The 15,724-nt window shown below is 66.4% G+C and carries 16 protein-coding genes; 10 read left to right on the top strand and 6 right to left on the bottom strand.

What is annotated here, in order from left to right:
• Positions 1–18 precede the first annotated feature (18 nt).
• Both BLM15_RS27535 and BLM15_RS27540 read left to right on the top strand, forming a co-directional pair.
• Positions 19–540 (top strand): cysteine dioxygenase, encoded by a 522-nt coding sequence (locus BLM15_RS27535; RefSeq protein ID WP_126115731.1) that lies wholly within the window; start codon positions 19–21, stop codon positions 538–540.
• 170 nt (positions 541–710) lie between these two features.
• Entirely contained in the window at positions 711–1,571 is an 861-nt protein-coding gene (locus tag BLM15_RS27540) for a calcium-binding protein (RefSeq protein WP_126115732.1), read from the top strand.
• A 16-nt stretch (positions 1,572–1,587) separates the two neighbouring features.
• Here the strand turns inward: BLM15_RS27540 and BLM15_RS27545 are convergent, their stop codons facing one another.
• Positions 1,588–2,268 carry a nitroreductase gene (locus BLM15_RS27545; protein ID WP_126115733.1) on the bottom strand — a complete coding sequence of 227 codons (681 nt, stop codon included), beginning with the start codon at positions 2,266–2,268 and terminating at the stop codon, positions 1,588–1,590.
• Positions 2,265–3,980 (bottom strand): lysine--tRNA ligase, encoded by a 1,716-nt coding sequence (locus BLM15_RS27550; protein ID WP_126115734.1) that lies wholly within the window; start codon positions 3,978–3,980, stop codon positions 2,265–2,267. The genes BLM15_RS27545 and BLM15_RS27550 overlap by 4 nt, the downstream gene beginning before the upstream one ends.
• Before the next feature lie 187 nt (positions 3,981–4,167).
• Between BLM15_RS27550 and BLM15_RS27555 the strand changes: the two genes are divergently transcribed.
• The 8 genes from BLM15_RS27555 (at position 4,168) to BLM15_RS27590 (ending at position 11,484) form a co-directional block, all read left to right on the top strand.
• Positions 4,168–4,554 carry a hypothetical protein gene (locus tag BLM15_RS27555; RefSeq protein WP_126115735.1) on the top strand — a complete coding sequence of 129 codons (387 nt, stop codon included), beginning with the start codon at positions 4,168–4,170 and terminating at the stop codon, positions 4,552–4,554.
• Between the two features lie 157 nt (positions 4,555–4,711).
• Positions 4,712–5,767, top strand: coding sequence for an ABC transporter substrate-binding protein (locus BLM15_RS27560; protein WP_126115736.1), 1,056 nt, complete (start codon positions 4,712–4,714; stop codon positions 5,765–5,767).
• An 80-nt stretch (positions 5,768–5,847) separates the two neighbouring features.
• The gene (locus BLM15_RS27565) at positions 5,848–6,660 is read left to right on the top strand and encodes an ABC transporter ATP-binding protein (protein WP_126115737.1); all 813 of its coding nucleotides are present in this window, start codon (positions 5,848–5,850) and stop codon (positions 6,658–6,660) included.
• A gap of 25 nt (positions 6,661–6,685) precedes the next feature.
• Positions 6,686–7,462: an ABC transporter permease gene (locus tag BLM15_RS27570; RefSeq protein WP_126115738.1), complete on the top strand. Its 777-nt coding sequence runs from the start codon at positions 6,686–6,688 to the stop codon at positions 7,460–7,462.
• Between the two features lie 387 nt (positions 7,463–7,849).
• Entirely contained in the window at positions 7,850–8,428 is a 579-nt protein-coding gene (locus BLM15_RS27575) for a biotin transporter BioY (RefSeq protein WP_126115739.1), read from the top strand.
• Positions 8,425–9,411: a biotin synthase BioB gene (gene bioB, locus BLM15_RS27580; RefSeq protein WP_126115740.1), complete on the top strand. Its 987-nt coding sequence runs from the start codon at positions 8,425–8,427 to the stop codon at positions 9,409–9,411. Before BLM15_RS27575 ends, bioB begins: the two co-directional genes overlap by 4 nt.
• Positions 9,412–9,508: 97 nt before the next feature.
• Positions 9,509–10,888 carry an aminotransferase-like domain-containing protein gene (locus BLM15_RS27585; RefSeq protein ID WP_126115741.1) on the top strand — a complete coding sequence of 460 codons (1,380 nt, stop codon included), beginning with the start codon at positions 9,509–9,511 and terminating at the stop codon, positions 10,886–10,888.
• Between the two features lie 152 nt (positions 10,889–11,040).
• The gene (locus tag BLM15_RS27590) at positions 11,041–11,484 is read left to right on the top strand and encodes a DUF983 domain-containing protein (RefSeq protein ID WP_126115742.1); all 444 of its coding nucleotides are present in this window, start codon (positions 11,041–11,043) and stop codon (positions 11,482–11,484) included.
• Here the strand turns inward: BLM15_RS27590 and BLM15_RS27595 are convergent.
• The 4 genes from BLM15_RS27595 to BLM15_RS27610 are packed head-to-tail and all read right to left on the bottom strand — an operon-like array spanning position 11,439 to position 15,691.
• Complete coding sequence (locus BLM15_RS27595) at positions 11,439–12,335, bottom strand: transporter substrate-binding domain-containing protein (protein ID WP_236846451.1); 897 nt, start codon at positions 12,333–12,335, stop codon at positions 11,439–11,441. The two genes, BLM15_RS27590 and BLM15_RS27595, sit on opposite strands and share 46 nt — an antisense overlap.
• A 52-nt stretch (positions 12,336–12,387) precedes the next feature.
• Positions 12,388–13,857, bottom strand: coding sequence for a mannitol dehydrogenase family protein (locus BLM15_RS27600; RefSeq protein WP_126115743.1), 1,470 nt, complete (start codon positions 13,855–13,857; stop codon positions 12,388–12,390).
• Between the two features lie 13 nt (positions 13,858–13,870).
• Positions 13,871–15,151, bottom strand: coding sequence for a TRAP transporter large permease (locus tag BLM15_RS27605; protein WP_126115744.1), 1,281 nt, complete (start codon positions 15,149–15,151; stop codon positions 13,871–13,873).
• A gap of 3 nt (positions 15,152–15,154) precedes the next feature.
• Positions 15,155–15,691: a TRAP transporter small permease gene (locus BLM15_RS27610; protein WP_126115745.1), complete on the bottom strand. Its 537-nt coding sequence runs from the start codon at positions 15,689–15,691 to the stop codon at positions 15,155–15,157.
• Between the last annotated feature and the right edge of the window lie 33 nt (positions 15,692–15,724).

A 15,724-nucleotide genomic window follows, 5' to 3' on the forward strand; every position in this document is an offset into this window, starting at 1 on the left:
GACCGGAGATGAGGGACAATGCAGGGCTTTCTGGGCGAGGAGCGGCGCGGGGCGGTCCTGAATGCGCTGCGGACTCATGAGGGAACCTGCTCGCGCGATTATCTTGCTGCGGCCCGCGCTGTCCTCAACGAACTCGTCGCCATCCCTGACCTGATCCAGCGCCTGCCGCTGCTGCGCAAGCCCGGCGGCTATACCCGCAACCTCCTCGCCGGCAACGAGGCCGTCAGCGTCTGGGCGATCGTCTGGGGCGAAGGCTCCACGACCTGCATCCACGACCATCACTGCTCGTGCTGCTTCGGTGTCGTCTCGGGTACGGTCACGGAAACCTGGTATCGCGCCATCGACGCCAATCGCGCAGTGCCGACCGAGGAGCAGGAGCGCCAGGCGGCTTACGTCGCCTGCATGGTGCCGACCGGTCCGAACATCCACCGCATGCAGAACCGCGGCACGGGGGATGCGATCTCGATCCACATCTACGGCTACGACCACCATCTCCACGATTCCTCGGTCGAGACCGAGTACACCGCCGTGGCGGGCTGAAACTCCGGGCAGCTAGGCAAAAGCGCCGGCGCGGAGGCCGGCCGCACTTGCGACCATGCCTGGAGGATTCCCAAATTCTGCTTCTCTGCCATCATGATGTCGTAACCTGCGCCGAGCCTGTCGGCGGGGAAATCAAAACGGGTGGGCTAGCTGTCAAGGAGACTTGAGGCATGAGCCTGAACGTTCGACCAAGCCGTTGGGAAGGCACCGAGGGCAACGATTCCTGGGTGGCCGACGACATGACGAAAAGTTGGGCCGCTTACGGCAATGGCGGCGATGACCATCTCAAGGGTGGCTCGCTCGGCGATACATTGTCCGGCGGTGACGGCTTCGACGTCATTTATGGCGGCGGCGGTAATGATCGCCTCTACGGAGGCGAAGGCCAGGACCAGCTCTACGGCGGTGACGGCAACGACCTCATCGACGGCGGCGGGCAGTACGACCTGCTCTATGGCGGCAATGGCAACGACGTGGTGATCGGCGGCGGCATCGCCTATGGCGAGGCCGGCAACGATATCCTCTACGGTAGCGACGAGCGGGACATCCTCGTTGGCGGCGACGGCAACGATACGCTTCAGGGCGGCAATGGCGCCGACTACCTCATAGGCGGCAACGGCTCCGACACGATCCATAGCGGCGGCGACAATTCCGGCAATTTTTTCTACACGGACGAGCTGCAGGGCGATGGCGGCAAGGATTTCCTTTACGGCGATCTAGGCCGCGACGTCTTCTTCTATTGGAACGCCAGCGACAGTGCTCCAGGACCAGCCGGGCGCGACATCATCTACAACTTCACGCAGGGCGCAGACGACATCCAGCTGGCTATGGACGCCGATGCCAACACGGCCGAGCAGGAGGATTTCGTCTTCATCGGGACGGATGCGTTCAGCGGCGAGGCCGGTCAGCTTCGTTACGAGATCTCGAACGGCAACACCTTCGTCACCGGCGACGTGAACGGCGACAGCCTGGCCGATTTCGAGATCGAGCTTGTGGGCGAGATCAACCTCTCGGCTTCGGACTTCATGTTCTGAGCAGAATGAGCCTGGGCTAATCCAGCCAGCTGGTGAAGCCCTCGACCGGCTCGCGCTCCGGCACGAGCCGGTTGGCCGGCGCATCCGGATCGGCCTTACCTAGCGCGATGCCGCAGACCACGACCTCGCTCTCGGGAATGGCGAGCTCGCGCCTGACGACCCCGTGGAAGCTGGCGAAGATCGCCTGTGGGCAGGAATCGAGGCCGTGGCCCTGCGCCGCGATCAAAAGGGTCTGGATGAAGCCGCCGAGATCGAGCCAGGAGCCGATCTCGAGATCGCGGTCGACCGTGAGCATCAGCGCAACTGGGGCGCCGAAGAAGCGCAGATTCGCCTCGGTCTGCCGGCGCATGCCGGCATGGTCGCCCTTGGCGACGCCGAGCAGGCCGTAGAGATCCCAGCCGACCTTGCGGCGGCGCGAAAGATAGGGCTCGCGAAAGGTCGCCGGATAGTAGCGGTATTCCTCCTCGCGCGGGGACGGATCGTCGAGCGCGGCGAGCAGCGCCTTTTCCAGCCCAGCGCGCGATCGGGGGCCGAGCACGCGCAGGCGCCAGGGCTGCATGTTGGTGCCGCTCGGCGCCCGCGCCGCCAGCTCGATCAGACGGCGTACCAGTGCGGGCTCGACCGGATCGGGCAGGAAGGCACGCACGGCGCGGCGGCCGGTGATGGCCTTTTCGACCGCCTCCGCCGCCATGGTCATCCGTCGACTGGCTGGCGCGCCGCCAGGAAGGCCTCGTGCTCGCGGATCAAGCCACCGTCGAGCGCCTTGGCGATCAGCCTGCGGGTGTTGTCGATCCCGTAGATCGCGGCGAAAGAGCCGAAGCGCGGGCCCTGATCCTCGCCGAACATCACCTGGTAGATCGCCTTCCACCAATCGCCCGAGACGCCCGGCCGTTCCGGCGTCGCATTCTTGGCCGTGAGGTTCTGGTAGCGCGGGATGGCGCGGGCCACGTCGAGCGCTGCATCCTGCACCGCCTCGGCGCTCGCATCGACCGGCAGAGCGGCAATAGCGGCATCGAGTGCCGTGAAGGCTGCGCGCTCGGTCTCGTTGGCCGGGCGATAATGCTTTGCCGGCTTCACGAAGTCACGAAAATAGGCGAGCGCGTAGCCGACGAGAGCGTCGAGCTGCGGATGGGTCGCAGGCGAGATGCCGGGCGCATAGCGCTGCAGGAAACCCCAGAGCACGGCCTTGTCCTCGGAGTTCGCGACGGCGACGAGGTTCATCAGCAGCGAGAAGGTGATCTGCGTGCGCACCGCATTGTCGCCCGCGCCGGCGGCGATCACCTCCGGCTGCGGCGGTTCGCCGGCATGGATGTGCCAGGCCGGGTTGCCCAAGCGATTCTTCCAGTCCTGCCGGTCATAACCGCCGAGGAACTGCAGGTAGTCGTCGACCGCGCGCGGGATCACGTCGAAATGCAGCTTCTTGGCCTCGCGCGGACGCGAGTACATGAACAGCGCCAGCGACTCCGGCGGGCCGTAGCTCAGCCAGTCCTCGATGGTGAGGCCGTTGCCCTTCGACTTCGAGATCTTCTGGCCCTGCTCGTCGAGGAAGAGCTCGTAGTTGAAGCCCTCCGGCGGCGTGCCGTCGATGGCGCGGGCGATCTGCGAGGAGACCTTGACCGAGTCGATCAGGTCCTTGCCGGCCATCTCGTAATCGACGCCGAGCGCGACCCAGCGCATCGCCCAGTCCGGCTTCCATTGCAGCTTGGCATGGCCGCCGGTGACCGGCGTGGTGAAGCGCTCGCCGCTCGCTGGATCGGTCCAGGTGATGGTGCCGGCCTCGACATCGCGCGCCTCGATCGGCACCTGCATGACGATCCGGGTCTTCGGGTGGATCGGCAGGAAGGGCGAATAGGTCGCGGCGCGCTCCTCGCGCAGGGTCGCCAGCATGATCGACATGATCTTGTCGAAGCGCGCCAGCATCCTGAGCAGGGTCGCGTCGAATTCACCGGCGCGATAGGCGTCGGTCGAGGACTTGAACTCGTAGTCGAAGCCGAACTGATCGAGGAAGGCGCAGAGCCGGGCATTGTTGTGCCGGCCGAACGAGTCATGCGTGCCGAACGGATCCGGCACCTCGGTCAGCGGCTTGCCGAGATGCTGCGCCAGAAGCTCCTTGTTCGGGACGTTGTCCGGCACCTTGCGCAGCCCGTCGAGGTCGTCCGAGAAGGCGATCAGCCGGGTCGGGATGGCGCCGTCGGTCAGCACCTGAAAGGCGTGGCGCACCATCGAGGTGCGCGCGACCTCGCCAAAAGTGCCGATATGCGGCAGCCCGGAGGGGCCATAGCCGGTCTCGAACACCGCCTCCTGCTTGCCGGATTTCTGCAGCCGCGCCACGAGCTTCTTGGCTTCCTCGAACGGCCAGGCGGCCGAGACGCGGGCGGCTTCGATGAGCGCGGGGTCGAAAGCGGGCATTTTGGCTTCAGGTCTCGCTGGATAGGGCAGGGAAGCGGGCGGTTTCGCAGATATGCAGGGGCTGCGTCAATGAGGCCGGCGGTCTGGCGACTGCGCGTGGAGCTCATGTTCCGCTCCTGGCTGCTTACGCTCGTCAGGGATCGGTCTATGGTCGCGGTCGGGACGGGGCAGCTCGCGAGGGTTTGCCATGTCGGAGGTCATCGTCAGAACCGATCGCCTGAGCGTGTTTCACGGCGTGAACGGCAAGCATGCCGGCACGCTGGAGGTCATCGAGACGGTCGAGCCCAGCAAGGCCCCGGCCTATACCTGGAACTGGAAGGGCGGGCCGATCGGGCCGAATAACGGCGTTTGCCATTGGGATTCGGATAACCCGGCGCTGTTGCTGCAGGAGACGCTGTCGCGCGACGTGCTCTTCCTCGGCAACGATGCCTGGATCGGCCGGCCGCGGCCGCCGCAGTTCCGCCCCTGGTTCAAGCCGCAGGACAAGCTCGATCTGGTCGACTACGGCTTCATGACCCGGCCGAATCGGCCGCATGTCTTCAAGCTCAAGATCATCACCGCGAGCCCATCCTGAACCGGACTGGACCGGTTTGCCTGCGGCCCGCATGCGCGCGCCTAAAAAAGCGGCAGACAACCCCGGCCGGTCGATTGACTCCAAACCGGTCCCCGCTAGCGTCGTCGTACAACATAAGCAGGGGTCGGCTTCGATGTTTCGTGATGTGAAGTGGGGGATGTCCGGCTCGCAGCGGGCCGGCGAGGGTTTGGCGTGGGCAATCAGCCGGCGCGTCGCCCTGGCGGGTGCTGCGGCGCTGGCCCTGGGGGCGATGTCGCCGGCGCAGGCGCAGACTGCGGTGAAGTTCACGCTCGACTGGGTGTTCCAGGGGCCGACCTCGCCTTTCCTGGTGGCGCTGGAGAAGGGCTACTACAAGGCCGAGGGGCTCGATGTGACCATGGATCCCGGCCAGGGCTCGGCCGGCGCGGTCCAGCGCGTTGCCACCGGCGCCTATGATATCGGCTTCGCCGATGTGAATTCGCTGATCGAGTACAACGCCAAGAATGCCGGCAAGGAGATCCTCTGCGTCTTCATGGCCTATGACTTCCCGCCCTTCGGCGTGCACACGCTGAAGAAGACCGGGATCACCAAGCCGGCCGATCTCGCCGGCAAGAAGCTCGGCGCGCCGGTGTTCGACGCCTCGTTCCGGCTCTTCCCCGCCTTCGCCAAGAAGGTCGGCATCGACGCCAAGACCGTCAATCACGTCAACCTGACGCCGCAATTGCGCGAGCAGTCGATGGTGCAGGGCACAGTCGACTTCATCAGCGGCCATTACTTCTCGTCGGTGCTCGACCTGAAGGCACGCGGCGTGAAGCAGGAGGACATCGTCTCCTTCAACTACTCCGACTACAAGATGGACGTGTACGGCAACGGCATCATCGTCTCGCCGGCCTTCGCCGAGAAGCCGGAGGTGGTCAAAGGCTTCCTGCGCGCCACGGCCAAGGCCTGGAAGGAAGTCGCCGCCAATCCGGCCGTCGGTCTCGCCGCGGTAAAGAAGCGCGACCCGCTGATCGACGAGAAGCTCGAGACCGAGCGCCTCGACCTGTCGCTGAAGATGAACATCCTGACGCCGTTCGTGAAGGAGAACGGCATGGGCGATGTCGATCCGGCGCGCTTCGCCCGTTCGGTCGTCGACGTCGCCGACGCTTTTGGCCTGCCGGCTGCGCCGGCGCCCGACAAGGTGTTCACCAACAAGTACCTGCCGCCCAAGGCGGAGCGCATGGTCGCGCCGTGACACCCAGTCGTCATGGCCGGGCTTGACCCGGCCATCTCCTGGAGTTTCCTCGTCCTGAGCTTCTCGGGACAAGCCCGAGAATGACGCTCTTCATGCCGGCTTCCACCGACACGCCCCTCGTTGAATTGCGCAAGGTCAGCCTCGCCTATGGCAGCGGCCCCGCGCGCATGCTGGCGCTGGAGGATGCGACGCTCGACATCGCCAAGGGCGAGTTCATCGCCGTGGTCGGTCCCTCCGGCTGCGGCAAGTCCACGCTGATGAAGCTCGTCACCGGCCTGCTGCCGCCGAGCGGCGGCGAGGTCCGCGTCCACGGCCAGCCGGTCAAGGGGCCGATCCGTGGTGTCGGCATGGCCTTCCAGGCGCCGACGCTGATGCCCTGGCGCACGACGCGCGATAACATCCTCTTGCCGCTCGAAGTGGTCGAGCCGCACAAGCGCCGCTTCCGCAGGAATAAGGCCGAGTACATCGAGCGGGTCGAGAAGCTGCTCGCCTCGGTCGGCCTCGGCGGCTTCGGCGACAAGTTCCCCTGGCAGCTCTCCGGCGGCATGCAGCAGCGCTCCAGCCTGTGCCGGGCGCTGGTGCACGAGCCCGATATCCTGATGCTCGACGAGCCCTTCGGCGCGCTCGACGCCTTCACGCGCGAGGAGCTCTGGGGCGTGATGCAGGCGCTCTGGCTTGAGCGGCGCTTCACCGCGGTGCTGGTGACGCATGATCTGCGCGAGGCGGTCTACCTCGCCGACACCGTCTATGTGATGAGCCGCCGGCCGGGCAGGATCGTCAAGGTCAGCAAGATCGAGCTGCCGCGACCGAGGACGCTGGAGACGACCTTCACCGCCGAGTTCGTCGACATCGTCCACGATCTGCGCGAACGCATCCATATGGAGCATGCGTGATGCGGCTCAGGGCAGGACCAGGACAATGACTGAGACGCAGAGGCGGCTTCTGCTCGTCGCCATGCCCTGGCTCGCCATGGCGGGCCTGCTGATCCTTTGGGAACTCGCCTGCATCGTCTTCGATGTGCCGGAGATCCTGGCGCCGCGGCCGACGCGCATCTTCGAGGTAATGGTCCTGCGCTGGGACATCCTGCTGAAATACTGCCTGGAGACCTTGTGGACGACGGCGATCGGCTTCGTGCTGGCGATCGGCTTCGGCGTCCTGCTCGGCCTCGCCGTCGGCGCCTCGCCCTTCGTCTATTCCGGGCTCTATCCGCTGCTGATCGCCTTCAATGCCGTGCCCAAGGTCGCGATCGTGCCGATCCTGATGATCTGGCTCGGCGTCGGCGCCTTGCCGGCGATCATCACCGCCTTCGTCATCTCCTTCTTCCCGATCGTGGTGAACGTCGCGACCGGGCTCGCCACGATCGAGCCGGAGATGCGCGACGTGATGCGCTCGCTCGGTGCCAGCCAGTGGGAGATCCTGACCAAGGTCGGCGTTCCCCGCGCCATGCCCTATCTCTTCGCCAGCCTGAAAGTGGCGGTGACGCTCGCCTTCATCGGCTCGGTGATCTCCGAGACCGTGGGCGGTAATCGCGGCATCGGCTTCCTGATGCTCTCGGCCGGAGCCCGCAACGACTCCGCCACGACCTTCGCCGGCCTCTTCGCCATCGCGATCATGGGCGTGCTGATGTACGCCGCCTGCGCCCTGGTCGAGCGCCGCATGACGCGCTGGGCCTTCCGCGGCGAGATCGTGGGCTGAGCCACCCGCGAGTCTCGATCGTCGTAACGGACGAGTTCTAGCCTCCCGATCTCTCGGGCCGCTCGAATGGGCACAAGCGGCCGTGCCTCGTTCCCGCACGAGTTGCGAAGGCTTTTTGCTGTCCGGTTGGGCGGGGTCTCTCCGACGAATCTCTCGGGTGAAAAGCGGTTACGATCAAATTATCTATAAAGAATCGACCGGACATTTCTGGCCGCTAAGTGGCCGTAAAGCGCCAATAGCTGGGCAATTTTGTTAACATCGTCGAATTATCCCTGCGACCTGGCTTGGCCGTCGAACGGGTCGTGTTGCAGAGGCTTGCCAAGTTGTCGCTTTTGTGGAGTCATTTATCGACTAATATCCAGATTATAGATAATTTAGGAGATCGCAATGCCTTCCACCCTGATAGAGGCTCGGGCAGTCCGCTTCACGTCGATCGCTCGGCACGCGCCCGTCGTTATTGCCGGCGTCGGCCTGATGGTGCTCGCGGCTAAGACGCAAATCCCGTTCTGGCCGGTGCCGATGACCTTGCACACGCTCGCCGTCATGGCGTTCGCGGTGGCGCTCGGGCCGCAGAGGGCGGTCTCGATCGTCGCGGCCTATCTGGCCGTGGGCGCGGCCGGGTTTCCCGTGTTCTCCGGCTCGCCGGAGCGCGGCATCGGTCTCGCCTATTTGGTGGGGCCGACCGGCGGCTATCTCGCCGGCTATCTGGCGGCGAGCTGGCTGGTCGGCACGCTCGCGCGGGGCAGGGGCGTGCCCGGGCAGCTTTTCGCCATGCTCGTCGGGCTCGTGCTGGTCTATGCGGTCGGCCTGGCCTGGCTCGCTCTGTTCGTGCCTGCCTCGCAGCTCACGGCTGTCGGCCTCTGGCCGTTCCTGCTCGGCGACCTGCTCAAGCTCTGCGTGGTCGCCGCCGGCTCCGCGCTGCTGCCGATCGTCCTCTCCGGTCCGAGCGCCTGGTGGCGTCGATGAGTTCGGCCGACGGGGATATCCGTCACGACTGGACGGGCGAGGAGATCGTTACGCTATACGAATTGCCGCTGCTCGAGCTGATCGGCCGGGCCAATGCCGTGCATCGCAACCATCACGATCCGAACGCCGTGCAGAGGGCGAGCCTTCTGTCGATCAAGACCGGGGCCTGCCCAGAGGACTGCGCCTATTGCCCGCAATCGGCGCATCATCGCGAGGTCGAGCTGACCCGCGAGCGATTGATGGACCCGATGCGGGTGGTTGCGCTGGCAGCCAAGGCCAAGGCGGCGGGAGCGTCGCGCTTCTGCATGGGGGCGGCCTGGCGCGAGGTGCGCGACGGCAAGGAGTTCGACGCGGTCATCGATATGGTCTGGGGCGTCAGGGCGCTCGGCATGGAGGCTTGCGTCACGCTCGGCATGCTGAAGCCGCATCAAGCCGAGCGCCTGGCTGCGGCGGGCTTGACCGCCTACAACCACAATCTCGATACCGGCCCGGAATTCTACGGCAGCATCATCACGACCCGGACCTTTCAGGACCGGCTGGATACGCTGGCGACGGTGCGGGCGGCTGGTATCGAGGTCTGCTGCGGCGGCATCATCGGCATGGGCGAGAGCGTGCGCGACCGGTCCGCGATGCTGCAGGCGCTGGCCGTGCTGACGCCGCACCCGGAAAGCGTGCCGATCAATGCGTTGATCCCGGTCGCGGGCACGCCATTGGCCGGGCGCTCGCCGGTCGATCCGCTCGATCTCGTCCGGATGGTCGCGACGACCCGGCTGGTCATGCCGGCGGCGACGGTTCGCCTGTCGGCCGGGCGGGCATCGCTGGGGCGCGAGGCGCAGATCCTCTGCCTCGTCGCCGGCGCCAATTCTCTCTTCTACGGTGAGACATTGCTGACGGCCCCGAATGCCGACATCGGTGCGGACGCCGGGCTGTTTGCAGCGATTGGCGGCTTGGCCGAGGCGCCGTCGCTGGCGCAGGCGGGGTAACCTGCCTCGCAAGCGTTTTGCAGACAGGTGACAACGATCTCTCGCAACAATATACAGTCAATCCATTCAGTGCTTCGCCTCACTACGGATCGCGTCGATGGATTGGCTTCCGGATCTGACCCAGAGCGACAAGCCGCGTTATCTCGCCATCGCCGACCGCATCGCCGCCGACATCGCGGCGGGGACGTTGGCGGCGGGTGACCGGCTGCCGCCGCAACGGCGGCTGGCCGAGGCGCTCGCCGTCGACTTCACCACCGTGGCGCGCGGCTATGTCGAGGCGCAGCGGCGCGGCTTGGTCGAGTCGCGGATCGGGCAGGGCACCTTCGTCAAGGTCGCTCCGGCAAGGCCAGCCGCGCCGCGCGCGGCCTCGCCGGAACTGGTCGACCTCTCGATGACCTTGCCGCCGGAGCCTGATGACCCGGCGCTGATCGCCCGGCTGCAGCAGGGCATGGTGGAGGTCAGCGAGCGGCTGGTCAGCCTGCTGCGTTACCAGCCGCTCGGCGGTGCGCCGGCTGATAAGGCAGCAGCCGGGGTGTGGCTCGGGCGGCGCGGGCTTGCGCCGGCGCCCGAACAACTCTTCGTCGTGCCGGGCGCGAATGCGGCACTGCTGGCGATCCTCACCAGTCTGGCAAAGCCGGGCGACGCCGTGCTGTGCGAGGCGCTGACCTATCCCGGCATCCGCTCGATCTGCGCGCAACTCGGCCTTTCCCTGGCCGGCCTGGCGATGGATCGTGACGGGCTCGATCCCGAGGCTTTCGCCGAGGCCTGCACGCGATTGAAGCCGAAGGCGCTCTATCTCAATCCGATCCTGCAGAATCCGACAACGATCACCATGCCGGAGCCGCGGCGCGCGGAGGTCGTGGCGATCGCCCGCCGCCATGGCGTGGCTATCATCGAGGATGATGCCTATGGCTTCGTGCCCGTGGCGGCGCCTACCCCCTTTGCCGCGCTCGCGCCCGAGCTGAGCTGGCACATCGCCGGCCTGTCGAAATGTCTCGGGGCGGGTCTGCGGCTCGCCTATGTCGTGGTGCCTGATCTCCGGTCCGGCTGGCCCTTTGCCGCTGGTCTACGCGCCAGCTGCATCATGGCCTCGCCATTGACCGCCGCGCTCGCAACCCGCTGGATCGAGGATGGCAGCGCCAACGCGCTGCTCGATTTTCTCAGGGCGGAGACGACGGCTCGGCAGCGGCTTGCTGCCGAGATCTTACCGGCAGGCTCCTATCGCGTCGATCCGCTCAGCTTCAATCTCTGGCTCGAAGTGCCGCCGCCCTGGACCCGCTCCGCCTTCGTCGGACAGATGCAGGCAACCGGGATCGGCATCGTCGCCAGCGATGCCTTCGCCACGAAGGGACCGGCGCCCGAGGCTGCCCGCATCTGCCTGGGCGGGCCGATCGGCCGCAAGGCGCTCGGCGATGTGCTCGCCTTCATGGCGCATGCGCTCGAGCAGGCGCCGGAAGTCAACGCCCGCGCGCTGTAGCCGTCCAGGACGTAACGGATCGGCGCCAGGCGCATGGCCTGCGACAGTGTTGCACGCTTGCCAATATTGACTGCAATCAATTATGACTCTATGTAGCATTCAATCTCTGGTGAATGCAGTCAATGATGTTGCGTCACCGCTAGGAGGACGACATGGCACATCAGCATTGGCCGGCGCTATCTCCGCTCAAGACCGGTCTGCGTGGCCGCTGCCCACGCTGCGGTGAGGGGCAGCTCTTCGACGGTTTCCTGACGCTGAAGCCGCGCTGCGAGGCTTGCGGGCTCGATTATTCCTTCGCCGATCCGGCGGACGGGCCGGCTTTCTTCGTGATGATGTTCGTCTGCGTGCCGGCGGTCGCCTTCCCGCTCTGGCTGGAGCTGAGCTACCAGCCGCCGACATGGGTGCATCTGGTCACGACCCTGCCGCTGGTGCTGTTGACCTGCATCCCGCCCTTGCGGCCGCTCAAGGGTTGGCTCGTCGCCTCGCAGTTTTTCTACAAGGCCGAGGAGGGTCGGCTGGCCAAGCCGAACCCGCCCGCCAAGGATGAGGCTCAGAACGGGCTCACCGGGAAGAACCGGATGAACAGCCTGGCATAAGTGCCATCGTCCCAGAGGCCCTGCAGCGCGTAGTCGACCGCCCGCTTCAAAGCGAGGTCGTCCTTGCGCAGCAGGAAGCCGATACCCTCGCCGAAATAGCGCGCTTCGAGATACGGGCCACCGGCGAAGGCGAATTCGCTGCCGCCGCGACCGGCGATTGTCAGCGACAGCGAGACCCCGTCGCTGAAGACGTATTCGGCATCGCCGCTACGCAGCAAGGCGAGAGCTGCCTGCAGGTCCGGCGCGGAGCGGCGCTGGACGAAAGGCGCGAGGCGCTCGAGGAAGGCTTCATGTGCCGTCCCGGCGACCACGGCGACACGCTTGCCGCGCAGCGCAATCAATTCGAGCTCCGGCTGCGCATTGCCGCGCGTCGTCAGCAGTCGGCCCGGCGAGCGATGGTAGATCTGGCTCGCGGCGAAGCGGGTGCGCAGCTCCGCCGTGACAGGAATCGCGGCGGCGAGCACGTCGCCGCGGCCCTCGGCGAGGGAATCCAGCAAGGTGTCGAAGCGGCGGGCCTGGATGGTGCAGCTCAAGACCAGCTTCTCGCAGACCGCGCGCGCAAGCTCGACCGAGAAGCCGGTGATGCCGCCTTCCGGCGTGGCGAAATGCATCGGCGGGAAGTCGTCGTCGGTCAGGAAGCGGATCACCCGCGGCGGCCCGAGATCAGGCCGCTCAACCCGGACATTCGGGTCCCAGTAGTTCGGCACGACATAGGAGGACGGCGGCTGGGCCTGGGCCTTCGCTCCGCACGAGGGCAGGAGCAGCAACGCGGCGAGGGCGCTCGTGGCCAGGGCGTTGGCGAAGCGGGCGATCATTGTCGGCATCTGGCGCCAGTGGATGGCGAGGATCAAGAGGGACGATGCGCGTCATGCTCGGGTCAAGCCCGAGCATGACGCGCATCCTTTATCCCAGCGCTGCAGCCGTCGCCGTCGCGCCCTTCTGGAACAGGCTGTCGAGATGGCCGGCCACCACCTGCGTGAAGCGTTGCTCGCGCGGCAGGTCGTCGCCGAAGATCGCGCCGATGCCGAACAGGGCCGTGCTCAGCGCCGCGGCATCCCGGCCGAGTGCCTTGGCGCGCAGCGCGAACTCGGTGGCGAGCGGATCGCGAACGTCGATCTCGGCGCCCTTCTCGTCGGTGCCGGTGACATAGGCCATCCAGGCGGCGACGCCGAGCGCGAGATGCTCGATGGGGGCGCCGGCCTTCAGCCGTTCGCGGATGGTGCCGAGCAGGCGCTGCGGCAGCTTCTGCGAGCCGTCCATGGCGATCTGCCAGGTGCGATGCCTGATCGCCGGGTTCTGGAAGCGGGCGAGCAGGTCGCCGGCATAGGCCCCGAGGTCGACGCCTTGCGGGGCCGGTACGGTCGGGATGATCTCACCCCACAGGCCTTGGAGGAAGCGGGCGAAGACCGGATCGCCGCTCGCGGCCGCGACCGTCTCGTGCCCGGCGAGATAGCCGAGATAGGCGAGGCTCGAATGCGCGCCGTTGAGCAGGCGCAGCTTCATGAACTCGAAAGGCGCGACCTCTGAGACCATCTGCGCGCCGACTTGATCCCAGCGCGGCCGGCCGGCGGCGAAGACGTCCTCGACGGCCCATTGCCGGAAGGGCTCGCCGATCACCGGGGCGGCATCGTCGAGGCCGAGCAGGCCAGCGACTTCGGCGATGTCGGCCTCGGTCGTCGCGGGCACGATCCGGTCGACCATGGTCGAGGGGAAGGCGCCGTTGGCTTCGATCCAGGCGGCGAGCTGATCGTCGCGCAGCGCGGCGAAGTCGCGGACGAGTCCAGCCAGCACATGGCCGTTGGAGGGGAGGTTGTCGCAGCAGAGCGCGGTGAAGGGGCCGAGGCCCGCGGCCTTGCGGGCGGCAAGGCCGGCGACGATCAGGCCGACCGCCGAGCGCGGCGCAGCGGGATTGGCGAGATCGTGGACGATGTCGGGATGGTCTGCCTTGAGCCTGCCGGTAGCCGGATCATGGCAATAGCCCTTCTCGGTCACGGTGAGCGAGACGATCTTCGTCTCCGCCGCGGCGAGGCGTGCGACGAGTGCCTGTGGGCTCTCCGGTGCAACGAGGACGTCGAGCACCGAGCCGATCACGCGCAGCTCCGGGCCGGCGGGCGCTCGCTTCAGAAAGGTGTAGAGCCCGTCCTGCGGCTTCAGCCGGTCGCGCTGGTCGGGCCGCTGCAGGCTGGCGCCAATGATGCCCCAGGCGCCGAAATCCTGCTCCAGCGCGTCGTCGGTGAACTCGCAGAGATGGGCGCGGGTGAAGGCGCCCAGCCCGAGATGGACGATGCCGGGCTTGAGCCCGGCACGGTCGTAGGCGGGGCGGCGGACCGACGCCGGCAGGGAGGCCAGTGCCGCAGTCGAAAGTCGTGTCATCGGAACAGGCTCTTCACCGGAACAGGCTCGGCAACCACAGGGAGAAGGTCGGAACATAGGTCACCAGCAGTAGCACGGCTACGCTCGCGCCGTAGAATGGCCAGATCGATTTCATCGACTCCATGATGGTGATCTTGCCGACGGCGCAGGCGACGAACTGAACCGAGCCGACCGGCGGCGTGTTGAGGCCGATGCCGGCGTTGAGGATCAGCACCACGCCGAAATGGATCGGGTCCATCCCGATCGCCTTGACCACCGGCAGGAACATCGGCGTGCAGATGATGATCATCGGCGCCATGTCCATGAAGGTGCCGAGGACCAGCAGAATGATGTTGATCATAAGCAGGATGATGAGCGGATCGCTGGAGATCGCCTTCATCGCGTTGATCGTCGCTGCCGGCACCTGCAGGAAGGCCATCAGCCAGCCGAAGGCGCCGGCGGTGCCGATGATCAGCAGCACCATCGAGGTGGTGCGCACCGCGCCGAGCAGAGCGTGGACGAAATTGTCCCAGTCGAGATGGCGGTAGACCACCGAGGTGATGAAGAGCGCGTAGCAGACCGCTATGCAGGAGGATTCGGTCGCGGTGAAGATGCCGGAGCGGACGCCGCCGAAGATGATGACGATCAGCATCAGGCCGGGGATGGCGACGACGAAATAGCGCAGGATCGCGGCGAACCCCGGGAAGATCCCGGCCGGATAGCCGCGCCGCGTCGCGACGAACCATGCGGTCAGCATCAGCGCACCGGCGAGCATCATGCCGGGCACGATGCCGGCGGTGAACAGGTCGGCGATCGAGATGCCGCTGCCGGCCGCCAGCGAATAGAGGATCATGTTGTGCGAGGGCGGCAGCAGTAGCGCGATGATCGCCGCGTTGGCGGTAACGTTGACGGCGTAGTCGGCGGCATAGCCGCGCTTCACCATTTGCGGGATCATGATGCCGCCGATCGCCGAGGCATCGGCCACGGCCGAGCCGGAGATGCCGCCGAACAACGTGCAGGCGACGACGTTGACCTGGCCGAGGCCGCCGCGCAGATGGCCGACCATCGAGGCGGCGAAGGCGATGATGCGCTCGGCGATGCCGCCGCGGATCATCAGGTCGCCCGAGAAGATGAAGAACGGGATCGCCATCAGCGAGAAGACAGCGACCTGCGAGTTGATCTGCTGGAAGACCACGACCGGCGGGATGCCCATGTAGAGCACGGTCGCCAGCGAGGAGAGGCCGAGGCAGAAGGCGACGGGGGCGCCGATGAAGAGCAGCGTGGCGAAGGTGCCGAAGAGAATCCAGATCTCCATGGCTCAGAGCTCCCCGCCGCCGACACGGTCGGCCCGGACGCGCAAGGGAGCGCGCTCGACTCCGGTCAGGATCAGCAGCACGCGCTCGATGCTGAAGAAGACGATGAGCGCGCCGCCGGCGACGAGCGGCATGTAGTCCCAGGACTTGGCGATGCCGATCAGCGGGATGCGGTCGACCCAGGCCTTCTCGACGAGTTGCAGGCCGTAGAACACCATGGCGGCGCCGAAGAGCAGGATCAGGCCCTGGATGATCAGGACCAGCACCGCCTCGACCCCCCTGGGCACGAAGGCGAGGAGGCTCTCGAAGCCCATGTGATCGCTCTCGCGCACGCCGACGGCAGCCCCGAGAAAGATGAACCAGGCCATCAGCAGGAGCGAGCCGGCCTCGACCCAGGTCGGGGTATCGTTGAGGACGAAGCGGCCGAAGACGCCCCAGGCGATCAGTGCGGTCATCAGCATGATGCCGAAGCCGGCCACGATCAGCACGACGAGCGTGATCTTCGCCGCGAGCCGGGACAAGGCGAGTGTGAATGCGTGCATGAGAAGCCTTGCTTGCTCAGCCCTCATCCTGAG

Origin of the sequence: Bosea sp. Tri-49 (assembly GCF_003952665.1) — a bacterium.
Classification (GTDB): Bacteria; Pseudomonadota; Alphaproteobacteria; order Rhizobiales; family Beijerinckiaceae; genus Allobosea.